At 71.3% G+C, this 23,112-nt stretch carries 19 protein-coding genes; 3 read left to right on the top strand and 16 right to left on the bottom strand.

Translation table 11 applies throughout. The annotated features are described in order from the left end of the window. Positions 1-6 precede the first annotated feature (6 nt). The 9 genes from O7614_RS14820 to O7614_RS14780 form a co-directional block, all read right to left on the bottom strand. Complete coding sequence (locus tag O7614_RS14820) at positions 7-3,807, bottom strand: ThuA domain-containing protein (protein ID WP_278139036.1); 3,801 nt, start codon at positions 3,805-3,807, stop codon at positions 7-9. 153 nt (positions 3,808-3,960) lie between these two features. Next, entirely contained in the window at positions 3,961-4,965 is a 1,005-nt protein-coding gene (locus O7614_RS14815; RefSeq protein WP_278139035.1) for a multicopper oxidase domain-containing protein, read from the bottom strand. 296 nt (positions 4,966-5,261) lie between these two features. Next, positions 5,262-6,101 carry an amino acid ABC transporter ATP-binding protein gene (locus tag O7614_RS14810; RefSeq protein ID WP_278139034.1) on the bottom strand — a complete coding sequence of 280 codons (840 nt, stop codon included), beginning with the start codon at positions 6,099-6,101 and terminating at the stop codon, positions 5,262-5,264. 5 nt (positions 6,102-6,106) lie between these two features. Next, complete coding sequence (locus O7614_RS14805; protein WP_278139033.1) at positions 6,107-6,901, bottom strand: amino acid ABC transporter permease; 795 nt, start codon at positions 6,899-6,901, stop codon at positions 6,107-6,109. 76 nt (positions 6,902-6,977) lie between these two features. Further along, positions 6,978-7,796 (bottom strand): basic amino acid ABC transporter substrate-binding protein, encoded by an 819-nt coding sequence (locus O7614_RS14800; protein ID WP_278139032.1) that lies wholly within the window; start codon positions 7,794-7,796, stop codon positions 6,978-6,980. 175 nt (positions 7,797-7,971) lie between these two features. Further along, a complete protein-coding gene (locus O7614_RS14795) occupies positions 7,972-8,199 on the bottom strand; it encodes a hypothetical protein (protein ID WP_278139031.1) in 228 nt (75 codons plus the stop codon). 36 nt (positions 8,200-8,235) lie between these two features. Further along, positions 8,236-9,147, bottom strand: coding sequence for a sulfotransferase (locus tag O7614_RS14790; protein WP_278139030.1), 912 nt, complete (start codon positions 9,145-9,147; stop codon positions 8,236-8,238). 3 nt (positions 9,148-9,150) lie between these two features. Next, the gene (locus O7614_RS14785; RefSeq protein WP_278139029.1) at positions 9,151-10,167 is read right to left on the bottom strand and encodes a sulfotransferase; all 1,017 of its coding nucleotides are present in this window, start codon (positions 10,165-10,167) and stop codon (positions 9,151-9,153) included. After that, on the bottom strand, positions 10,164-11,444 hold the full coding sequence (locus O7614_RS14780) for a glycosyltransferase family 4 protein (RefSeq protein ID WP_278139028.1): 1,281 nt from the start codon (positions 11,442-11,444) through the stop codon (positions 10,164-10,166). The genes O7614_RS14785 and O7614_RS14780 overlap by 4 nt, the downstream gene beginning before the upstream one ends. A 260-nt stretch (positions 11,445-11,704) precedes the next feature. Here O7614_RS14780 and O7614_RS14775 point away from each other — a divergent pair, with 260 nt between their 5' ends. Genes O7614_RS14775 through O7614_RS14765 form a run of 3 tightly spaced genes read left to right on the top strand, consistent with a single transcriptional unit; the run spans position 11,705 to position 14,914 of the window. Then, positions 11,705-12,670, top strand: coding sequence for a hypothetical protein (locus O7614_RS14775; protein WP_278139027.1), 966 nt, complete (start codon positions 11,705-11,707; stop codon positions 12,668-12,670). Further along, on the top strand, positions 12,663-13,442 hold the full coding sequence (locus tag O7614_RS14770; RefSeq protein ID WP_278139026.1) for a sulfotransferase: 780 nt from the start codon (positions 12,663-12,665) through the stop codon (positions 13,440-13,442). Before O7614_RS14775 ends, O7614_RS14770 begins: the two co-directional genes overlap by 8 nt. Continuing rightward, on the top strand, positions 13,439-14,914 hold the full coding sequence (locus O7614_RS14765) for a hypothetical protein (RefSeq protein ID WP_278139025.1): 1,476 nt from the start codon (positions 13,439-13,441) through the stop codon (positions 14,912-14,914). Before O7614_RS14770 ends, O7614_RS14765 begins: the two co-directional genes overlap by 4 nt. Here O7614_RS14765 and O7614_RS14760 read toward each other — a convergent pair. From O7614_RS14760 to O7614_RS14730, 7 genes are all read right to left on the bottom strand, one after another. Next, on the bottom strand, positions 14,911-15,762 hold the full coding sequence (locus O7614_RS14760) for a sulfotransferase (protein WP_278139024.1): 852 nt from the start codon (positions 15,760-15,762) through the stop codon (positions 14,911-14,913). The genes O7614_RS14765 and O7614_RS14760 overlap by 4 nt on opposite strands. Beyond that, positions 15,759-17,330, bottom strand: a complete 1,572-nt coding sequence (locus tag O7614_RS14755) for a flippase (protein WP_278139023.1) — start codon at positions 17,328-17,330, stop codon at positions 15,759-15,761. Before O7614_RS14755 ends, O7614_RS14760 begins: the two co-directional genes overlap by 4 nt. Before the next feature lie 22 nt (positions 17,331-17,352). Continuing rightward, complete coding sequence (locus tag O7614_RS14750; protein ID WP_278139022.1) at positions 17,353-18,438, bottom strand: hypothetical protein; 1,086 nt, start codon at positions 18,436-18,438, stop codon at positions 17,353-17,355. A gap of 24 nt (positions 18,439-18,462) precedes the next feature. Next, positions 18,463-19,887 (bottom strand): O-antigen ligase family protein, encoded by a 1,425-nt coding sequence (locus O7614_RS14745; RefSeq protein WP_278139021.1) that lies wholly within the window; start codon positions 19,885-19,887, stop codon positions 18,463-18,465. 213 nt (positions 19,888-20,100) lie between these two features. Beyond that, the gene (locus tag O7614_RS14740) at positions 20,101-21,393 is read right to left on the bottom strand and encodes a glycosyltransferase family 4 protein (RefSeq protein ID WP_278139020.1); all 1,293 of its coding nucleotides are present in this window, start codon (positions 21,391-21,393) and stop codon (positions 20,101-20,103) included. 178 nt (positions 21,394-21,571) lie between these two features. Beyond that, positions 21,572-22,450, bottom strand: a complete 879-nt coding sequence (locus tag O7614_RS14735; protein WP_347404351.1) for a sulfite exporter TauE/SafE family protein — start codon at positions 22,448-22,450, stop codon at positions 21,572-21,574. Further along, positions 22,447-23,046: a rhodanese-like domain-containing protein gene (locus O7614_RS14730; RefSeq protein ID WP_278139019.1), complete on the bottom strand. Its 600-nt coding sequence runs from the start codon at positions 23,044-23,046 to the stop codon at positions 22,447-22,449. Before O7614_RS14730 ends, O7614_RS14735 begins: the two co-directional genes overlap by 4 nt. Between the last annotated feature and the right edge of the window lie 66 nt (positions 23,047-23,112).

The following is a 23,112-nucleotide window of genomic DNA, read 5'->3' as shown; positions in this document are numbered from 1 at the left end:
TCTCTCCTAGAGTTCCCGGACGCGGACGTTGCGGAACTCGGCCAGGTCGTTGTCACCGTGGTTCTGCAGACCGATGAAGCCGCGCAGGAACTGCCGCAGGTCCGTCGGCGGGTCGCCGGCACGCGACGACTGCTTGCCGGGTGTGTTGTCGAATTCGTTGATCACCACGCCGTTGCGGATCATCGTGTAGTGCTGCCCGACGACGCGGATCTCGTAGTCGTTCCACTCGTTCTTCGGCGTCACGCCGGCCTGGGCGAGCGGCACCGGGTCGAAGTTGTAGACCGAGCCCGTCTTCTGTGGCTCACCGGTCTCGCCGTCGTAGATCTGGATCTCGTGTCCGCAGTAGATCGCCATCCACGCGGTCGAGGTCCGGGCCGAGCCGATCGTGCCGCAACTGCCCGCTGGGCGCTGCTCCAGGGGGGTTCGCAGGTCCGGGAACCGGATGAAGACGCCGGTGTTGGCCCGGCCGGTGCCCGGTGCGATGTCCTTGAACTGGAGCCGCAGCGAGAAGTCGCCGAGTTCCTTGGTGTGCCAGAGCATGCCCAGACCTCCGCTGGGCCGCAGCGAACCGTCCGGCTGGATCGCGAACGATCCGGTCGGCGCCTGCTGCCAACCGCGCAGCGACTCGGCGGTGCCGTCGAAGAGCGGCTCGTACCCGGTGTGCCCGTCCCGCCCGATCTCGGACGCGGCGGCCAGCCGGGTGAGCGTGCCGGCCTCCCGGGCGCTGAGCAGGTCGTCGTCCTGCAACGCCTGGGTTACCGCCTTGACGTGCCGGACGAAACCGTCGTGGTCGGCCCACGTGCTCTCGTCGTCGATCAGGTCGTTGGCCGTGCAGCCCTGCCCGACCGTACGACTGGGCACGCCGGTGTCGGTGTCGCCGAGCCACACGTTCTGCCGCTCGTCCGGCACCGCGCAGCCCACCGTGACCACGGTCTGCACCGTCGCTGTCTCACCGTCGGCGTACGTGACGGTCAGCTTCGCGGTGTAGGTGCCGACCTCGGCGTACGTGTGCCGCGGGTTCGCCTCGGTCGACGTGGCACCGTCGCCGAACTCCCACCGGTGGCTGACACCGCCGGAGCGGGCACCGTCGAAGGCGATGGTCAGGGGCTTGTTCTGCACGGCGACCGAGTTCGCCGCCGGTACGGGGGTGGGTGCGCCACCGGTGTAGGTGATCCGGATCAGCTTCTGGTTGGGGTGCAGGCTGAAGAACCCGCCGCCGTAGTCCAGCAGGTAGAGCGCGCCGTCCGGGCCGAACTTGGCGTCCATCCAGCTCTGCAGCCGTGCGTCCCCGTTGCCGCCCGGGATGATGGCCCGCAGCGACTCCGCGTACACCGGTGGGGCGGCCTGCGGCACGCCGGCCGGGTCGACGGTCACCGCGACCCGGTTGGCCGCGTTCGACTGGTCGCCGATGAACCACTTGCCGTCCCAGTGCGCCGGCCACGCCACGCCACTTGTGGTGTCGACGAGGCTGCGGTGGTACGTCGGGCCGGACATGATGGCCTGCCCGCCGCCGCGCAGGTACGGCTGGGTGTAGGTGGCGTCGGCCGCGACGTAGGTCGGCAGCCCGCTGCCGTCGGTGCGCGTCGGGAACACCGGGCCGCCGCCGTCCGGCGAGTACCAGATCATGTTGTCCCGGGCGGCCGGGATGTCCACCAGTCCGGTGTTGCGGGGCGACTCGTTCTTCAGGTTGTCGCAGTCGTACCAACCGGTCAGCACCGTCGCGTCGGTGCTGCTGCGGTCCCGGTACGGCTGCCGGTTGCCCATGCAGTACGGCCAGCCCTGGTTACCGGCGGAGGTGATGATGGTGGCGGTCTCGTATTTCGCCGGGCCCAGCGTGGGGCTGGGCGACGAGGCGTCCGGGCCGACCCAGCCGGCGGTCAGCCACTGGTGCACCGGGTCGATCTGCAGGCGGGCGATGTTGCGCACGCCCATCACGTAGATCTCCGGGCGAGTCTTCTCGGTGCCCGGCGGGAACAGGTTGCCCTCCGGAATGGTGTACGTGCCGTCCGGCTCCGGGTGGATCCGGATGATCTTTCCGGCGAGGTCGTTGGTGTTACCCGAGGTGCGGCGGGCGTCCTGGAACGAGATGCCCTCGTACTCCTGGGTCCAGTTGTTGCCGGAGTAGCCCTGGGACCCCTCGGAGGAGTTGTTGTCGCCGGAGCCGACGTAGAGGTTGCCCTTGGCGTCGAACGCCATGCCACCACCGGCGTGGCAGCAGCTGTGGATCTGCACCGGGAACTGGAGCAGGTCCTTGCGGGTGCTCTGGTCGACGGTCTGCGCCTGCCGGTCGTAGGTGAACCGGGAGACGGTGCGCTGCCCGACCCGCTTCACCCGGTCGACCGAGTCGTGCGGCATCCAGTAGACGTAGAGCCAGCCGTTCTCGGCGAACGCCGGGTCGGGCACGATGCCGAGCAGGCCCTCCTCGTTCTTCACCAGCTCGGAGCCGCTGCCCCGGTTGCCCATCACCTCCAGGGTGGTGAGCAGCTTGACCTGCTTGGTCCGCGGGTCCCACGAGTGGATGGTGCCGCAGCCCTTGCCGACGTTCGGGTTGTTCCAGTCCGCGATCGGGCCGCTCGGGCAGGCCGCCTTGCCGACGTAGAAGACCGTGCCGTCGGGTGCGATGGTGAGCCCGTGCGGTTCGCCGATCTGGTCCAGCTGACCGGTCTGGTTGGCGGCGGTGAGCCGCTCCACCTTGTAGTTCGCGGCGATGGTGGCCTGGCAGTCGCCGCGGACACGGCCGGTGGTCCAGTTCAGCGCCCCGGTGAGGTGGGTGCGGAACGCCTCCTCACCGTAGCTGCCCTCGGTGTGGCCCATGCCGGTGTAGAACGACCGGCCGCCGTCGTAGTCCCGGCACCAGGAGATCGGGTGGAACGGGCCGTTGGCAGCCGCCCCCGCGTTGTAGTGCCGCTCCTCCACCTGGGCGAGGGTGTGCACGGTGCCGATCGGGTTCGGGTCCCAGTTCTCCCAGCGGTCGGAGCGGGTGATGGTCAGCGGCAGCGACGCCGTGGCCGGGTGTTTGCGGTCCAGGATGTTGACCACCGCGCGGTTCACCGCGGGCGGCTCCGGGGCGGTGGTGCTGCCGGTGAACAGGCGCAGGTCGGCCAACTGGGTCAGCGGTTCGCCGCTGTTCGCGGTGATGTTCAGGCGGTAGCGGGTGAACTCCTGCGGGGTGGCGATGTCGAACCGGCGGGTCTGGAACCGGTCGGGGAAGCTCTGGCCGGTGCGCCGGTCCAGGTCGGTCCAGCTCTGGCCGTCGGTGGAGCCCTGCAGGGTCCAGTCCTTCGGGTCGCGGCCGGAGGAGTCGTTCGCCGACGTCAACGCGTACCCGGTCACCCGCTTGGCGGCGGCCAGCTCGTAGGCCACCCAACCGGTCGGGGTGCGGACCAGCCACTTGGTGTTGGCGTCGCCGTCGGTCAGCTTCTCCTTGGTCTCGTTCGGCGCGTTCTCGCCGCTGGCGGTCACCCGGGCCACCGGCTCGGCGACCGGGATGGCGCCGGCCGGGCGGGTGCCGATCAGGCCGGTGAACCAGGTCGAGTCGACCTGGGCGCGGGCGGCGTCGGCGATGCCGACGAAGCCGCCGCCGGCCTTCATGTAGCTCTGCAGCGCCGACTCCTGGTCGCGGTTGAGCGCGGCGCCCGTCGCGGAGAGGAAGACCACGCTGCGGTACGCGGACAGCCCGGCCGCGGTGAACACGCCGAGGTCCGTGGTGGCCGTGACATCGATGTCATGACCGGCACCAAGCTGCTTGATGGTGTCCACCGCGCGGGACACCGGGTCCTGTTGCTCGGCCACCGGCCCGTGGAACACGAGGACCGCTGTCCTCTGTGGTTGCGCCGCCTGCGGGGCGGCTGCCGGTCGCGGCGCGGCTGCTGCCGTCGTCGCGGGAATCAGTGTCGCGAAGGCCGCTACCGCGGCGAGGGTTCGTCGTATCGTCCTGGTCATCCCCGTCCCCACTTTCGGTCAGCTTCCGTGCGTGTGGGTGTGGCCCTGGAACCGGTGGATCGCCTCTTCGGCGCCCGGTGGCATGCTGCCGTCGGCGTTGCGCACCAGGAAGATCCCGGCCATGCCGCCGTCGGAGTGCGTCTGCACGTGGCAGTGGTACATCCACGCCCCGGGTCCGACGCCCTCTCCGGCCAGCACCTGGAAGCCGAACGAGCTGCCCGGGTTGAGGTCCTTGTTGTCGACCACCAGGCTGGGGTCGCTCGGCCCCTCCAGCATTCCGGTGCGGTTGTCCGCCCAGCGGTGGGCGTGCAGGTGGAAGGTGTGGAACAGGTTGCCGTGCCCGATGGCGATCCACTCGACGCGCTCGCCCAGGTTCGCCTCGAACATCGGGGTCGCCGGGGCCATCCTGTTGTTGATCATCATGTCGTGGAACACCGCGGTGAACTGCTTCGACGGCAGGATGTCGCCGCGCCGGCGGACGATCAGCGCCCCGTACAGGCCCTTGGCGACACCGGCGGTGCCGTGGTCGGTGCCCATCGCGTGATCGTGGTAGTGCCAGTAGCCGGCGCTGCCCGGCATGTACCGCCGGCCCGAGGCGGCCACCATCTCGTGCGAGCGCCAGACGTACGTCCGCGTCTCACCCGGGTTGTTGAACGAGTCGTTGAACGGGCTGCCGTCGGACTCGGTGCTGTAGTCCACCCCGTGCGGATGGATGGACAGCCGCTGGCTGGTGGTGTTGACCAGGGTGATCTCCAGGGTGTCACCCTCGTACATCTCCAGGACCGGCCCGGGGACGGTGGCCTGGCCGGGCGCCAGGCCGTAGCCGAACAGGTTGCCCGGCAACTGCTCGGCGTAGATGGTGATCTTCTTGGTGACGCCGGCGGCAGCCCGGGCGGGGCTGCCGCCGAACGCGGCGCCGATCGCCGGGGCGGACGCGCCCAGCGCTCCGGCGGCGAGCGCTCCGCTGGCGATCAGCGATCTGCGGGACAGGTGGCGGTGAGGGCCACCAGCGTGATCGTCCATGGGTCTCCGTTCCCAACCGGGCGAAGACGCGACGAGGGCAGGGTGCATCGACCCGAGCACGGGGGCGGTAGCACGACTGAGGGTGAGGCTCGTCGCGAACTTGGCTCGGAAGACTCAGAACTTTCGGTGGATGACAGCAACTTATGTAATCCATCGACGAAAGTACAGGTCTGATTGCAAGAAGATTACCTTGACATCACGACGACAGTCGATTGACATGAAGCTGACACGCACAGTTCGACGCCGGGCTGCCATCGATGAGGCAACCCGGCGAAGAGGACGTACGGGAGCTGTCGTCAGAGGTTGTGGCGGTCGTCGGCCGGCAGGGCGGGGGTTTCCGGCGGCTCGGGTGACTCGTCGGTCGGACCGAGCTGGGCGACCCGGGTCGGGTCGAGGACCCGGGAGAGGAACGCGCGGGTCCGTTCGTGCTTCGGGGCGCCGAGCACCTCCTGCGGCGGCCCCTGCTCGACCACCACCCCACCGTCCATGAAGACGACCCGGTCGGCGACGTCGCGGGCGAACGCCATCTCGTGCGTCACCACCATCATCGTCATGCCGTCCTCGGCCAGCTTGCGCATGACGGTGAGCACGTCCCCGACCAGCTCCGGGTCGAGCGCGGAGGTCGGCTCGTCGAAGAGCATCAGCTTCGGCTCCATCGACAACGACCGGGCGATCGCGGCCCGCTGCTGCTGCCCGCCGGAGAGTTGCGCCGGGAACGCGTCGGCCTTGTCGGTCAGCCCGACCCGTTCCAGGTTGAGCCGAGCGACCCGCTCGGCCTCGGCGCGGCCGCGCCGCAGCACGCGACGCTGGGCGACGGTGAGGTTCTTCAACACGGTCAGGTGCGGAAACAGGTTGAACGACTGGAAGACCATGCCGATGCTGCGGCGTGCCGCGTCGATCTCGACGTCCGGATCGGTCATCTCGACCCCGTTCACCCAGATCCGGCCAGCCGTCGGCTCCTCCAACAGGTCGACGCAGCGCAGCAGCGTCGACTTGCCGGACCCGGACGGGCCGATGACGCAGACCACCTCGCCCTGGCCGACCTCGAAGTCGATGCCCTTGAGCACCTCGAGCGTCCCGAAGGACTTGTGCAGGTCGCGGATCTCGACGGCGGGGCGGGACGGCGTGGTCGTCATGCGGGTCACCGAGCCTTGGCGTAGCGGAGTTCGAGGCGACGGACCACCTGCGACAGCGGCAGGGTGATGACCAGGTAGGCGAGGCCGGCCACCAGGAGCGGGGTGGCGTTCACCCGGTCGTTGAGCATGTCCCGACCGAACTTGGTGATCTCGATGGTCTGCGCCGTCACGCCCAGCACGTAGGCCAGCGACGAGTCCTTGGTGAGCAGGATGAGCTCGTTGGTCAGCGGCGGGATGACGATCCGGAACGCCTGCGGGATGACGATCGTGCGCATCGCGGTGAAGTGGGACATGCCGAGGGTGCGCGCCGCCTCCATCTGCCCCTTGGGGACGGCCTGGATGCCGGCGCGGATCGTCTCGGCCATGTAGGCCGCGGCGGTCAACCCGAGGCCGATCGCGATGGAACCGAACACGCCACCCGGGATCTCCCGCTCCGGGAAGGCGATCGGGATGCCGTAGCCGACGAGGAAGAGCACCAGCAGCGCGGGCAGACCCCGGAACAGCTCGATGTACGCGGTCGCCACCCAGCGGTACGGCGCCACCCGGGACAGCCTCATCAGCGCGAGGACGGTGCCGAACACCAGGCCGAAGGCGAACGCGCCCAGCGTGTAGAGGACGGTGTTGCGCAGCGCGACGGTGATGATCGTCGGGAACATCGACGTGATGATGTCGACGCGGAAGAACGCGTCGGCCAACCGGCCCCAGTCCGCGGCGAAGGCCACCGCGGCGATGACGGCGATGAAGACCAGGTACTGGATCCCGAGGGACAGCCGCTCCCGCTGGCGGCGTCGCAGCTTCACGTTGGCTCGTTGCCTTCCCGGAGTCACCGACACGGAGGGCGCGCGGGACGCGCGCCCTGCGGCACTACGCGTGCGATCAGGCGCTCGGCCGCTTGCCGATCCACTTCTCGTAGATCGTGTCGTACGTGCCGTCCTGCTTGGCCTTGGCCAGCACCTCGTTGATCTTCTTGAGCAGCTCCGGGTTGGCGTCCTTCTTCACGGGGAAGCCGTACTGCTCGCCGGTGTCGAACTCGGCGGTCACCTCGAACCCGCCCGGGTTCTTCTTCAGGTACTCGGTCCAGACCGGCAGGTCGTTGACGGCGGCCTCGACCTGGCCGTTGGCGAGGGCCTGCTGGAGGGCGGCGAGGTCCTCGAACTCGACGAGTTGCAGGCCCTTCTCCGTCTCGAACTTCTTGGCGTAGTCACGACCCGTGGTAGCCGCCTGGACGCCGAGCTTCTTGCCCTTGAGGTCGTCGAGCGACTTGTACGCCTTGCCGGTCTTCGTCAGCAACGCCTGGGTGGCGTCGAAGTACGGGTCGGAGAAGTCCAGCACCTTCTTGCGCTCGTCGGTGATCGTCATGCCGGCGGCGGCGGCGTCGCACTTGCCGGTGTTCAGGTCCTGACCCGACTTGATCCCCTCGAACGGGGTGTCGACGATGGTCTGCTCGACACCCAACTCCTTGGCCACCAGGTCCATGATCTCGACGTCGAAGCCGCTGACCTTGCCGCTGGCGTCCTTCGACTGGAACGGCGGGTACGGCAGGTGCGTGCAGACGGTCAGCTTGCCGGCCGTGACCAGCTTGACCCCGCTCGCCTGGACCTCGCTGTCGTCCTTCTTGGCGCACCCGGCGGTCACCGCGAGGGCGGCGATCGCCACGACGAGACCGGCCTGACGCACGGCGCTTGGGAACCTCACGGCTGTGTCCCTCCGGTTCGGCTTCCATCGCAGAGAAAGCCAATCTGGTTCATAGACTTTGCGATTAGCGACCGTACCCGATCCGGCGAGGCGCCCCAAGATCACGCCGTGGCCGTCGAACCGGTGGGGCAGGCCACCGCCGTCGGCAAACCCGACAGACGTGCCGTAACGGTCCTCAGCCGCCGGTGCCCTCGGCGGCGCCGTCCGGAGTGACGGCCCCTGCGGGGGGGTCTGTGTCCAGGAACACGTGCTGGTGGCCGTGGCCGGCGTCGACGTTGATCTGGTCGAGCTGGGTCGCCGCGACCGACCAGACGGTGGCCGCTTCGGCCGCCTGCCGCGTGGTGACGTCCAGCAGGGCCGCCTGGTGGGCGGGGCAACACACGCCGGCAAGGCGGCTCGCCACGTCCCGCACGTTCGTCTACTCGACGGCCATGCACGCCTAGACCGGGTACCCCCACTCGGCCAGCGGCTTCTCCAGCACCCGTTCGATCGCGGCGAGCTGTGCCGGGCTGAGTTCGTCTCGGTACGCCTCGGCCCGGCCCACTGTGAAGTCGTACCGGGAGAAGCCCTTCTCGAAGGCGGTGGACCAGGGCAGCCCGAGGAAGCCGAGCATCCGGCCGACCTGCTCACGGGGGCGCTCGACCAGGTCCTCGTAGCGCACGTCGAGCCACTGGTCGGCGGGGTGACGCAGCCGGGCCTGCGCGAACGCCTCCATCAGCATCTTCCAGCCCAGCGCGGCGAGCACCTGGAAGGACCTCCCCGACTCGAACCACTCCTCCCGCAGGTCCGACGGGAGCGGGCCGTAGATCCAGTTGTCCGGACCCCGCCAGCCGTCCCACCAGCCCATCTGGAGCCAGGAGTTGGCCACCGCCCGGCCGTCGCGCACCACGTTGACGACCCGCAGGTCCGGGTACCCGGCGTGCAACAGGCCGGTCCGCGGCCACCCGGTGACGTGCTGCACCAGCTGCCGGCATCCCTGCCGGGCGATCCGCTCGTCGAAGAACGCGCGCAGCCGCCGGGCCACGAACGGCGTCAGGTCCTCGGCGACCAGGTCCCGGCACGGGCGGGAGAAGCCGCCGAGCACCTGCCGGTCGAGTAGGTGGTACGCCTCCGACGGCGCCACCCGCAGCCGGCCCCGCTCCAGCAACCGTCGGCTGTGTCGCAGCGAGGTCATCCCCGCCGGGCGCGGCGCCGACCGCCGGTAGAGCGGCCCGTTGAACCGGCCCTTGAGGTTCAGCCGGGCGAGCTTGTCGTCCAGGCCGGAGACGAAGCCGACCTCGGGATGCCGGGAGAGCAGTTCCTGGACCAGGGTCGAGCCGCAGCGACCGGTGCCCACCACCAGTGAGAGCATCGTTCAGCCTTCCTGCCGGGTAGCGGGTGACGAGGGAAGGACGGGGTCCGGACGGGACGTGCCGGCGGGAGGTGTGGCCGTCCGGCGGCGCAGCGGGTAGCCGAACCGGGACAGGGCCAGCCCGGTCAGCCCGGTCACCACCGCGTACGCGCGGGTGGAGAGACCGGTCAGCCACTCGGTGTCGGCGACCACGGGGACCAGGCCGGTCCGGTGCCGCGACGGATTGCCGGCCACCGAGTGGGTGGGTGCCAGTCGCACCGTGTCCGGGGTCGGGAAGGGCAGGTCGTCCGCTGTCGCGCCGACGAACCGGACGATCCGTGCGGTGGTGCCGGCCGGGTCGGCGACGAAGTCCTCGTACCGCACCCGCAGGTAGCGGCCGTCCAGCGGCCTACGGCCCCACAGTCGTACGGTGGCGGTGTTCCAGACCAGCCAGAGCAGGGCGGCTTTCCAGACCGGTGGTCGGCTCATCAACCGGTCGTCGGCACGCCCGTCCAACGGGCGCCGCCGACGCCAGGAATACGCGGCCGCCCGCGGGTCCCGCACCACGTGCAGGACGTACAGGTCGATGCCGGGCAGGGCACCGAGCAGAGCGCCGTACGGAGGCAGCTTCGAGGAGTCGACGATGACCCCGCCGGGCCGGTCGGCGAGGGCGTTTTCGGCGATCGAGGCGTACAGCCGGGCCAGGTGGGTGTCGTCGGCATGCCCCGCGACCGGCGGCTGCCCCCGGCGCTGGCGGCGCAGCAGTGCGGGCAGCCCGCGCAGCCGCAGCCGCCCGGCCAACCGGGCGGCGATCCCGGCCGGGTCGGCCCCGGCCAGGTCGGCGCGGACGCGCGTCCAGAGCGGACAGTCGGCCAGTGGCGACCCGCAGCCGCAGAGCCGGTTCTCCAGGATGCCGCGCCGCCACAGGTAGCGCAGCTCCCCAGCGGCGAAGAAGCCCGGCACCTGCCCCAGGACGTTGGTGATCAGCGTGCTGCCGCTGCGACCGCTGCCGGCGAGGTAGAGCACCCGGATCGGGTTCACCGGGCCGCTCCCCCACCGGCCGCCGCCCGGCCGGTCCGCCGCGCCGGCAGCGCCTCGGCGGCCTCCGCGTAGAGCGCGCGGATCCGGGCCAGGTGCCGGTCGGGGGCGAACTGTCGGGCGACCTTCGCCCGTCCGGCCTGCCCCATCCGGTACGCCCGTTCGGGGTCGGCCAGCAGCACGTTCAGCGCGTCGGCGAGGTCCGTGGGTCGGTCCGCCCCGACGATGCTGCCGTCCACCGTGGGGTCGACCAGTTCGGGGAGCCCACCGAGGTCGGTGGCGACCACCGGGACACCGCAGGCGAACGCCTCCAGCACCGCCATGGGCTGGTTCTCGTGCCACCGTGAGGGGACGGCGACCACCGCCGCCGACCGGATCAGCTCGTGCAGGCGTGGCTTGTCCAGGCGGCCGTGGAAGCGGATCCGGCCAGGCGCCCGGCGCGCGGCGAGCGCCTCCAGGTCGGCTCGCGCCGGACCGTCCCCGGCGATGTCCACAGTGACCCCGTCCGGCAGTGCGGCGACCGCCTCGACCAACACGTCGACACCCTTCTCCGCGGCCAGCCGGCCGGCGAAGACGACACCGCCGCCGGCCGTCTCCTTGGCGGCGATGCCGCTCAGGTCGACGAAGTGGTTCACCACCCGCAGCCGGTCCGGGTACACGCCGGCGCGGCGCATCACGTCGGCCAGGAACTCGCTCGGGCTGACGAAGACCTGCACCGGGTCGTACGCGTCGAACTGTCGGTGCAACCAGGACTCGACCGCGAGCAGGCCGCTGCGCGACAACGATCCGTCCTTGCAGCGGCGACGGGCCGCCCGCATCGGGCCACCGGTGACGCAGGCCTGGCAGGGACGGCCCCGGTCCAGCAGTTGGTAGCTCGGGCAGGCGAGCTTGTAGTCGTGCAGGGTCAGCACGCACGGCACACCGGCCGACCGGGCGGCGGCGAGCACCGACGGGGAGAGCTGGTGGTAGATGTTGTGCAGGTGCAGCACGTCCGGCCGAAAGTCGTCGATGACCCGGGCCAGCCCTCGGCGGCTCGTCGGTGACCACAGCATCCGGCCGGCGGCCATCGCGCGTGGCCGTAGCCCGCTCGGCGCCGGCTCCAGCTCCACTTCGGTCGGAAACCACCGCGCGTACGGCAGCGGCGACTCGTTCTCCGGATGGCTCATGCCGAAGTAGGCGACCGTGTCCCCCGCCGCCCGCTGCAGATCCGCGAGGTCGAGCAGGTAACCCTCCGCGCCGCCACGGCGGTAGAGGAACTTGTTCACATGCAGCACGCGCATCGACTCGGCCTGCTCACGTCGATCGGGCGAACCGGGCCCGGGGTGGCGACCGGGGTCTGCCCGCCCCGGCCAGGGCCCACCGTATTCAGGGCAGGTCCGCGAGTCCAGTTCACCTATGGCATGTACCTGAACGGTTGATCTTCGTGTGCCCGTGCGGCCCGCGGCCTGGCCTCCCGCCATGATCTCCCGATAGCCTGGCTGCGCCGCCGGTCGTCCCCGTTTCCCACTGCGCCGGACCGGCGCCCGACCGAGGAGGACCCGTGGCAGCCGACGACGAGGTCTCCACAGTCGCGTACACGGCGCGCCGGATCCGGCGGCATCTGCGGTGGGCGCGCACCGAGGGGATCGGGCGGCTGATCGAGGAGGACCGCCTCGACCCGGTCGAGCGGGTCCGCACCGCCCTGGCGAAACGACGCTGGCGGCGGCGGGCCGGCCGGGCACCCGGCTCGGCGCTGCCGGTCTACCTGGTCGGTCTGCAACGATCCGGCACGAACATGCTGGTCCGTGGCCTGGACGCGGCCGGAGAGGTCGAGGTCCGCAACGAGAACGACAGCACCCTCTTCCGCCGGTTCCAGCTCCGCCCGGACGCGGTGCTGACCAGCGTGATCCAGCGCAGTCGGCACGCGTACGTCCTGGTCAAGCCGCTCTGCGAGAGCCACCGCGTGGACGAGTTGCTGGCCCTGCCGGGGTTGCCGCCCGGGCGCGCGCTCTGGGTCTACCGCGACGTCGACGACCGGGCCCGCTCCGAGGTAGCCAAGTTCGGCGACGCCAACCTGCGAGCCCTGCGGGCGATCGCCGACGGCAGCATCGGCCGGCGGTGGCAGGGGCAGCGCCTCGACGCGGACGCCGTCGAGCTGATCCGGGCGCACGACCCGCTTCGGTTGGACCCGCACAGCGGCGCGGCCCTCTTCTGGTACGTCCGCAACTCGCTGGTATTCCACCTCGGCCTGGACCAGCGCGCCGACGTGCTGCTCTGCGACTACGACGCGCTGGTCGTGGAGCCGGAGGCGCAACTGCGGCGGCTCTGCGCGTTCCTCGACTTCCCCTACCGGCCGGAGTTGCACGCGCACATCGCCCCGCGCCGGTCCCACGACGCCGGTGCGGCAGGCCACCGGCCGTTGCCGATCGACAGGCGCGTCCGGGCTCTCTGCGACGAGCTGACCGACCGGCTCGGCAGTTGCGCGACCGACGCCCGTTCCCAGACGAAGGCGGCCGACCGTGGCTGAACCCGCTACCCGTACCGCGCCGATCTTCCTGGTCGGCTGTCAACGCTCCGGCACGACGATGGTGCGCCTCGTCCTGGACTCCCACTCCAACATCAGCTGCGGCCCGGAGACCCGGTTCCTGCCCGACCTGCGACGGATCGTCGGGCGGGACTGGGAACGCCTGGCCCGCTTCGGCTTCCCCCGCGAGGACTGGCTGCGCCGGATCCGGGACTTCTTCGGCGGCGTCCACGCCGACTACGCCGCCGCGCGGGGCAAGACCAGGTGGGCCGACAAGACCCCGCTGTACGCGATGTCGCTCGACTTCGTCACCGAGGTCTTCCCGGACGCCCAGATCGTGCACCTGATCCGCGACGGTCGCGACGTCGTGGTCTCGCACCGCAAACGGTTCGGCTACTGGTCCGCCGTCAAGTGCGTGGTGAAGTGGCCGCGCTACATCCGCGCCGCCCGGAGGGTCGGCGCCACCCTGCCCCCGGACCGCTACTACGAGCTGCGCTACGAGCAGGCGGTGACCGAGCCGGAGAAGACGATGCGCGGCCTCTTCGAGTTCCTCGGCGAACCCTGGGAGGACGGCATCCTCGACTACGACAGCAAGCAGCACGACGTGGCACAGAAGTACACCACCGAGGCGGAGAGACGGCGAGCCGCCGCGAGCGTCACCGACCCGATCTACGGCTCCCGGGTGGGCACCTACCGGCGCGAACTCGACCCGTTCCTCCGCCTGTTGGTCTGGATCTTCTCCGGTCCGACCCTGCGCGCCCTCGGCTACCGGTGAACCGCTCCCGCCGGTTGGGCGCGTTCGCCGCCGCCCTCGCCGCCGCGCTCCTGGTCACCACCGGCTGCACCGCCGACGACGGCCCACCGGCGGCCCCAGCGAGCGTCGGCGCCCCGTCCGGCGCGCCCGCGCCGGGCCGCCCCGCCACCGCCGTCAGCAACCCGTTCGGCGCGCACTGGGACTGGTCGCGCTACCAGCAGTTCGCGCCGTACCTGCGGCGGATCTCCGGGTCAGCGACCTATGAGGAGATCTCCTGGTGCGAGATCGAACGGACCTCCGGGCAGCTGGACTGGGCCGGTTTGGACGAGATCGCCTCCCGCAGCCGGGAGTTGGGCATCACAGTGCACCTGAAGATCCGTACCGGGGTGTGCTGGGCGACCGGTGGCACCGCGCGCCACACCCGGGGAGCAGCGAACAAGACCGAGTCGGCGATGCCCACCGACCTCGCCGCGTACCAACGGTTCGTCCGCTCGGTGGTGCAACGCTACGGCCCGTACGGGGTGCGGGAGTACGCGATCGAGAACGAGGTCAACGCGCCGAGTTACTGGGCCGGCAGCCCCGAGGACTACGTGCGGCTGGTCAAGGCCGCCGCCGAGACGATCCGCGCGACCGACCCGCAGGCGCTGGTGGTCGACTCCGGCATCAGCAGCGTCGCGTACGGCATGGGTGTCGCCGACCGGCTGGTGCGTGCCGGTCGGGGGCCCGAAGCGGTCGCCGCCTACCAGGCGTACTTCCAACGGCGGGTCGGCACCAGGGGCCAGCAGATCCCGGCGGTGACCGGGGAGGCGCAGCTGCGCAGGGCGCTCGGCACCGACACCAACAGCCGCAGCCTGCGGTTCCTGGCCGCCACCGAGTCGTTGTTGGCCGACCGCACCGTGGACGTCCGGCAGGTGCACTTCTACGAACACTTCAGCGGGGTCGCGCCGCTGCTGGACTACCTGCGCGCGACGACACCGGCCGGCACGCCGATCCAGGCGTGGGAGGTCGGCCAGTTCTGGCGCGACGGCGACGGCGACCCGGCCAGCCGGGCCGCCGAGATGGTCAAGACGGTCACCCTGCTGGCCGCCGGTGGGATCGGCGAGATCAGCTGGTTGCCGTTGGCGTACAACCCGAACAACGCGGCCGGCAGCGAGGTCCGCTACGGCCTGCTCGACCCGGACGGCACCGAACGCGAAGCCGGCCGGATGCTGGCGAGCCTGGCCGACGCGGCCCGGGACGCCACCGTCACCCCCCTGCCGGCCTCGGTGGCCGACAAGCTGCACGGGGTCGCCTTCGTCCGCGGTGGGTCGAGCACTCTGGTGCTCTGGTCGGCGTCGAACGCACCGGTGACAGTGCCGGCGGCACCGGGTAGGCAGACCGGTGCGGTGGGTGCACCGCTGCGGACGGCCGGGGGTGGCACCACAGTGACAGACGTCCCCGTGCTGCTACGCGCCGACCAGCCGGTCGACCGGATCCTCGCCGCCGTGCGCTAGCCGGGCCAGGGGTCGGGCCAGTCGAGCAGGGCGGCCAGGTCGGCGTTGTACGGCGCGAAGTACCCGGCCAGCCGGTCCCGTAGCTCCGGGGTGAGCTGGGAGGCGCCCTCGTCGACCCGACGGGTGTGCCGGGTGAACGCCTCGGGTGTGAAGGCCGGCAGGTCGAGGAAGTCCAGGATCGCGCCGTACGTGCGCGCCGGGTCGGCGTGCAGGTCCTCCGTGCGGGCCACGTGGATGCGGTCCCGGGGCACGTGTGCGAACCACCGTTCCAACTGCTCGGCGTAGCGGCCCCGGGCGGCGTACGAGTGGTTGCGCAACGCCCGGTGGGCGGCACGGGTGTTCGGGCCACCGCGCGTCGCCCGGGCCAGCCGCTCCTCCTCGGCGTCGAGCGCGTCGACGAAGCTCAGCGGCTCCAGGCCGTACGAGCGGGTGTGCAAATAGTGCGAGTAGGCCCGCTGCACCGGATCACGCAGCAGGGCGACGAAGCGGGCCTGCGGCAGGGTCGCCGCGACCCGCTGCGGCACGCTCGGGTGGAACAGGTAGTAGGGGCTCGCCTCGAACGTGCGCTGGTCCGGAGCGAGGCGTGGGAAGTGCCCCCGGTACCAGCGCGCGCCCCGACCATGGTGGACGCTGAAGTACTGCAACTCCTTGCCGCTGGCCACCCGTACCCGGGGATGCGCGGCGAGGTGGTGGTACAGCGAGGTGGTGCCGCAGCGTTGACCACCGATCACCAGGAAGTCGGGCAGCGGGCGGGGCTCGCCGGGCCGTACCGCCCGCCCCCACGCCCGGGTCGCGCGAACGCCGCGCCGCAGGTGGTCGGTGACCTGCCGCCGACCGGAGGCGCTCACGAGCCGACCTCGGCGGCGGGGGCGGGCGCGGCGGCGGCGCGGCGGCCGCCCCGGCGGGTCACCGAACGCAACACCATGACGTCCTCCCGGCTGAGCCCCAGGGCGAGCACCCCGGCGCAGTACGCCCCCGCGATCGCGGTCAGACCGACCGTGAGCTGCGTGACCCAGCCCTCGACCAACCACCGCACACCGAACCCGACGGCCAACGCGACCATCGCCGCGACCAGCCCCTTGACCATGCCCGCCGTCACCGGCACGGTGTTCACCTGCGCGCGCACCTGCCAGACCCGGGCGACGTTCACCGCCGCCAACGAGACCGCCCAGGCCACCGCCGCGCCGAGGATCCCGTAGGCCGGGATGAGCCACAGGTTGAGCAGGACGTTGAGCAGCAGGGCGGCGAGGTTGTCCACCATGTTGACCGAGACCCGGCCGGACATGTTCAGCAGCGTCCCGCACGGCCCGGTGGCGGCGTTGACGAGTTGGCCGAGCGCCAGCACGACGGTCACCGCCGCGCCGCCGGCCAGACCAGGCCCACCGACCAGACGCAGCAACTGTTCCGGGAAGACCAGCAACGCCACGAACGCCGGCAGCGACAGTCGCAGCACCCAGCCGGTGGCGACCCGGTAGATCCGGCGGACCTCGTCCAGCCGACCCTGGTGGTAGAGGTGCGCCAGGTGCGGGCCGAACGAGGCGTTGACCGGTGCCAGCACGAACACCGCGATCGTGACCAGCCGGGTCGCCACGTGGTAGACGCCGATCGCGTCGGCGCCGTAGTCGAAGAACCCCAGCAGCAACGCGTCCACCCAGATCAGCCCGGTCGAGGAGAGCGAGGAGACCCAGCTGACCGTGGAGAAGCGGAACAGCTCTGCCGGCCGGTACGCGGGCCGGGCGGCCGGCACCCGGCGGACCATCCGGGCGAGCGCCACGAGAGCGAACGCGGCAGCGCTCCAACTCGCCACGACCAGCGCCCAGATCGCGCCGGTCAGGCCCGCCCCCACGATGAGCGCCACCGCGGTGAGCACCAGCCGGGCCGCCGGCTCGTAGACCTGGCCGATGAGCGCGTAGGCCCGTTGGGTGCGCCAACCCCGGGTGGCCGCGAGCGCGGCCTCGCAGACGGTCGAGGCGGGCAGGCACAGCGCGACCAGCCGCAGCCCGGTGGTGAGCTGCGGGTCGTGCAGTGCCCCGGCGAGCCACGGTGCACCGACCGCCAGACCGACAGCGATGACAGTGGACGCCACGACCGAGATGCCGATCCCGAGGCGGATCGCGCCCCGCAGCGCGGCCGGATCGTCGTCGGCGAGGTGCACCGCCACGAACCGGGTCAGCCCGGCGCGGAAACCGGAGAGCGAGAGCAGCCCGAGCAACGACAGCACGGCGTAGACCTGGGCGTACCGGCCCAGCTCGCGGACCCCCAGCACGCGGGCCAGCAACAGCATGACCAGGAAGAGCGCCACCTGGCTGAGCACCGCGCTCGCCAGGTTCAGCATGCCGCCGCGGGCCATGCCGCGTACCTGTTGGTCGCCGGCCTCCGGCGGGGCCGGTGGCCGGCCGGTCAGCTCGCCGCGCATCTGGCGGCCCGTTCCCGGGCGGTCACCGCCGTGCCGCGGGCACGGTCTGTGCCGGCACCGGCGGCTCGGCCGGCGTCTGTGCCGGCACCGGCGGCTCGGCCGGCGTCTGTGCCGGCACCGGCGGCTCGGCCGGCGGCGGGTCGCTCACGGCCGGCGCGGTTGTCGGGCGACCGGTCAGGCGTGCCCGCGAGAGCAGTTCGAGGACACCCACCAACAGCACCCCGAGCAGCAGACCGGCACCGCCCACCGGCACTGCGGTACGCACCAGTTCGGACATCCGGCTCACCTCGTGCGCCTCGCCGATGCTGGTGACCTGCTTCGGGTCGGCGGCCTGGGCCTGGGCCCGGGCCGCCTGCAACCCCTCCCGCGCCTGGGACAGCGCGCCGGTCGCCGCGTCCCGCTGGGCGAGCAGTGCCTGGTAGTCGGGGAGTTTCGGCCCCAGCTCGTCGAGCTTCCTCTGCGCCGCGGTGATCGCGGCAGCCGCCGCGTCCGCACCCCGGCTGTTGCCGACCGCCTGCATGGAGAGCTGCTGCTGCCGCAGGCTGGTCAGCTCGCTCAGGGTCGCCTGGTAGATCCGGTCCGGCTGGGAGACCTTGTTGGCCTTCTCCCACTCGCCGATCGCCTTGGTGGCCGCGGTGACGTCGGCGTTGGCCGCCTCGACCTCGCTGGTGGCGATCCCGACCTGGGAGGAGAACAGGAAGGCGAGCGCGCGGGTGGTGGTCGCGCTCAGCACCGGCGCGACGGTCGTCCGGTCCCCGGCGGTGTACGTCACCTCCAGTTGGCTGCTCGCGCCGACCTGGGTGACGGCGAGGCCGTCGCGCAGCCGCTCCGGCGTCACCCCGGTGCCAGTCGCCACGTCGGCGAGGACCCGGGGTGAGGTGACCGCCGCGCCGAAGGCCGCGACGAACTGGTTCGCCGCCTGCGTGCCGGTGTACTGCGTCCCGGCCGCCCCGCCCACCAACGCCGGTGCCGCCACGTAGGCGGTGCCGCTGTGCTGCTGTGGCGCGAGCAGGACGATGCCGGCCGCCGCGCCGGTGGCGAGCAGCGGCACCCCCACGAGTACCCAGAGGCGCCGCCGGGCGACCCGCAGGTAGTCGACGATCTCCACTTTTTCCCCAATGCTGTCGTTCACTCAGACCGGGACAGACGTGCTTCGCGGCTGCTCGCCGGCCAGGTTCGGAGCCGGGTGGCGGGCGATCGCACTGGCCGCCGCGGCGAACGCGACGAAATACCAGAGCGTAACCACATTGGAAATGACGTTGGACGCGGCGCTGACCGCCACGAACGCGACGGCACAACCGGCGAAACCGACCGCGACGCCCCGCTCGAAGCTGCCCGGAGGCGCCCGCCGCAGCGCCCTGCGGGCGGTGCGCAGGAAGGCGAAAAGCATCATCAGGTACGCCCCGAGACCGAGCAGCCCGGTCTCGACGTACGCCCGCAGGAAGTCGTTGTGCGGCTTCTTCGCCTCGTCGGTCTCGCGCTGCGTCATGTTCGGGCCGATGCCGGTGACCGGGTTGCGGTCGGCCAGCGTGACGATCTCGGTCCAGTAGCCGATCCGCCACGCCAGGGTGTTCCCGGTCGGGTCCCCACCGACAGCGCGTGAGCTGCCGAGTTGGGCGAACCGCTCGCCGACGGCGGGCACCAGGGCCACCCCGGCGACCGCCACCACGCAGAGGGTGACCAGCATCCGCTTGCTACGGTGCAGCACCGCGACCACGACCAGGCCGATCGCCGCGCCGAGCAGCGCGCTGCGGGTGTTGGTCAGCAACAGGAACAGCAGTGAGAGCCCGAGCAGTACGCCGAGCGTCACCCGCAGCCGGCGGCCCAGGAAGCGGTACACCGCGAACCCGAAGATCACCATGAACATCAGGTAGCGACCGAACGTGGTCGACTGGCTGAACGTGCCACTGATCCGGGTGAAGTCGCCCTTCACCTCGGCCGGCGGGCTGCCGAGCAACGACAGGACGACGGTGTAGCCGAGCGCCAGCACCAACGAGACGTAGCAGGCGAGCAGGACCCGACGGATCGCCGCGGTGTCCGGCATGAGCTGTTCCAGCACCACGAACATCACCACCACGGTGAGGATCCGCAGTGCCTCCAGCAGGCTGTTCGCCGGCCGGGTCGCGCCGAGGGCGCTGACCACGCTGCTGGCGCCGACGAGCAGCATGGCCCAGCCCAGCGGCGAGCCGCGCAACCGCCCGTGCCGGCTGAGCTGCGCGGCCAGCCAGAGCCCGGCGGCGAGGAGGAACAGCACCGCGAGCAGGGTGGACGGGTCCACCGCCCGGGCGGTTCCGGCGGAGTCGGCCTGGCCGGCGCTCGGGCCGGTGAGCTTGAACAGGTCGACGCAGGAGCGGACCGCGAGCATCAGCAGCACGTACCCGGAGAAGCGGGTCAGCGCGAGGACGGCCACCGCGACGCCCGCGACCGCCGCGAGCGGCAGCACCATGCCCCTCCGGTCACCGGCCGCCATCGAGACTCCCGCGACCACCGCCACGACCGCGGCGGCCAGCGCCGCGCCGCCGGTGAGCAGGCGGGTCGGGTCGAGCCGCTTGGTCATGAGCGGAGTGACCTTCTGCGTGTGTTGTTCCACTGATCCCACTGAACCGAATCGACACTGCCCGGCCGCTGCCGGGCGCGGCCCACCGATGTCCTCCCGGCACAAGATCGGTTCAATCTAGTCCGGTCACCTCGACGGCAGAAGTGGCCGTTGCACCGACTGCTCCGTCCCCCGGGGGGCCGATCCGGCAGTATCCCGGCGAACGCCGCACGGTCAGTCGACGGGCCCCGCGAGTCGGGCCCGGGACCGTCGGCCCGGCTCCGGAGCCAGCCGGAGGTAGAGCAGCTCCAACTCGCGGGCGGCGGTGTCCCAGCTGTACCTCCCGGTGACCCGCTCACGCAGCGCCATGGCACCGACACGTTCCCCCGGCAGGTCGGCGAGCAGCGACGTCAGCACCCGGACCAGGTCGTCCTCGTCGCCGTCGCGGAACAACCGCCCTCCGGCGGCGTCGGACTTCAGCACCTCGACGTGCGGCGAGATGTCGCTCGCGACCACCGGCAGCCCGTACGCGGCCGCCTCCAGCAACGTCAACGGCAGTCCCTCCAACCGGGACGGTTGCACGAAGCCGGCAGCGCCGGAGTAGAGCTCGGCGAGCAGGTCGCCGTAGGCGAAGCCGGTGAAGACGATCCGGTCGTCCGCCCCGGCTTCCCGGCGCAGCCGGTCCACGAAGTCGTCGGTGAACGACGAACCGCCGACGATCGCCAGGCGCATCGGGGTCTTGGTGCGACGGAAGGCCCTGATCAACAGGTCGGCGGCCTTCTCCGGCACCAGCCGACCGACCAGCAGCAGGTAGCCGCCAGGGGTCAGCCCGAACCGGTCCTGGATCTGGCGGGTCCGCGCCGGTCGGGCCGGGTTCACGCCGTTCGGGATGTAGGTCGTCGGGCGGCCGAACCGGGTGTCGTAGTGGGCGGCGAGCCCCTGCGAGACCGCCACCCGCTGATGCGGGACGTACCCGCTGAACCAGTGGGCGCTGCCCAGCACCGTCCGTGCGGCGAGCCCCCACTTGCCCCGCTGGTTGTCCAGCCCGTGCACGGTGAGCACCACGCGCGCCCGGGACAGGGCGCGCGGGAGCGGGGCGACCAGGGCCGGTCCGAGCCCGTGGTAGTGCACGATGTCGGGCCGTGCGGTCATCGCCGCCATGGTCGAGGTCGCCGCGTGCACGATGGCGTCGAGGTGCTTGCTCGCGATCGTGTGGGTCTGGCGCAGCCGTACGCCCCGGTAGTCGTCGGCGGGTGTCTCGCCGTAGCTCCGGCGGCAGTAGACAGTGACCTCGTGCCCGTAGCCGGCGAGCCGGCTGGCCATCTCCTCCACGTGTCGTTCGATCCCGCCGTAGGTCGCCGGCACCCCCTTCTGCCCGATCATCGCGATCCGCAGTGGACGCCAGGCGGTGCCGGTGTCGGTGACGCCCACTCGGGACTGCCGGGCCGGGACCAACCGCTGCCGGGGTATCGCAGGGGTTCCGGCGTGCTGGTCCGCTTCCCCGGCCTGCAGGTCGGTATGGGCCACGATGACTCCCTGCGTGACTAGGTGCGCGCCCGCCACCCGGGCAGATCAACACCTTGCCACGAACGGGCCCGTTCGCCAGCTGATCAACTAGACAAAAAATTCATACATGGGATTCGTTAGACAGGGAATGTCATCCAGATGACATCGCGGTGGACCGTGATGGCACCCGGGCGAGACCTCAGCCGGTGGCCGGCTCACCCTGCTTGCGCACCTTGCTCCGGCCCCTCAGCAGGGTCAGCGCGACGGAGATCGACGCGGCGACACCGACGCCGGTCCACAGCAGCGGATTGGTCCGCAGTTCCATGGGCAGTTGCTGGACGAGGACGAGGACGCCCATCACCACGACGAACCAGCCGAACGACTTGCGCAGGACGTCCGCGGGGATCCGACCGGCGAGCCGCCCACCGGCAACGCTGCCGACGATGGCAGCGACGGTGACCGCTACCGCGAGGTTCCAGTCGATGCTGACGCTGGACAGGTAGCCGGCCAGGCCGGCGAACGACTTCATCGCGATGACCACCAGCGAGGTTCCGACCGCGACCGGCATCGGCAGTCCACCGAGCAGGGCCAGGGCGGGCACCACCAGGAAGCCGCCGCCAGCACCGACCAGGCCGGTCACCAGTCCGACCACCAGACCGTCGAGGATCACCCGCGGCACCGCCAGTTCGTGTGGCACTGCCCGGCCCGCGGCGTCGCGCCGACCGCGAATCATCGAGACAGCGGTGGCCAGCATCATCACGGCGAACCCGGTGAGCAGGAACCCCGCCGGAATGAACCCGGCCAGGCGTCCGCCGACGTAGGCACCGAGCATGCCGGCGACGCCGAAGATCAGGCCGGTACGCCAGCGCACCCGGTTGGCGCGAGCGTGCGGAAGGACGCCCACCACGCTGGTGGCGCCGACAACGAGCAGCGAGGTCGCGATGGCTTCCTTGGCGGGCAGGTCGGCGACGTAGACCAGCAGCGGCACGGCGAGGATCGATCCGCCGCCGCCGAGCAGCCCGAGGCTGACACCGATCAGCACGGCCAGTCCGATGGTCAGCGCCAGGTTCGGTGTCATGCGCGTTCACCGATGCTGCCGCCCAACTGGCCGACGATGGTGTCCAGGTCACAGTTGGCGCCCCGGTTGTACGGCAGTTTGCCGAGCACCATGCCCATGGCGCAGGTGTTGGTGACAGCGGCGAAGGTGAGGCCGGCGCCGACGAATCCGGCCACCCACTTGAGCTGCGGCACGAACACCGAGCCGAGGACGCTGACCAGCACGACCGAGCCGGCGACGAGGCGGACCTGGCGTTCGAGGTCCCACCGGGGAGCACCCCGCCTGATCGGCGCGTTGGCCGCCTGCCAGGCCATGATGCCGCCGTCGAGGACCTTCAGGTTCGGCAGGCCGACCCCGGCCAGGGTCTGCTCGGCCTGAGTGGCGCGGGCGCCGGAGCGACAGACCAGCACGACGTCCTCGTCCAGGTGGTGGCGCAGCTCTTCGCGGTGCTCCTTGAGCAGGTCGAGTGGCACGTTGTAGGAGCCGGGGATGTGCGACGTCTCGAACTCCGCCGGGGTACGCACGTCCAGCAGGCGCGGCGCGTGACCGGAGTCGATCAGCTCCCGCAGCCCGGTGGCATCGACGGTGGTGGGGCGGGCGGTCTCGGAAGGGCTCATTTCTCCTCTTTCACGGGCAGGTCGCAACACACCTGGCAGGGGGTATCCGGCCGACACCTCGATGGC

Origin of the sequence: Micromonospora sp. WMMD961, from assembly GCF_029626145.1 — a bacterium.
Lineage (GTDB): Bacteria > Actinomycetota > Actinomycetes > Mycobacteriales > Micromonosporaceae > Micromonospora.
The sequence above is the reverse complement of the archived record's forward strand: the minus strand, read 5'-3'. Positions and strand labels throughout refer to the sequence as shown.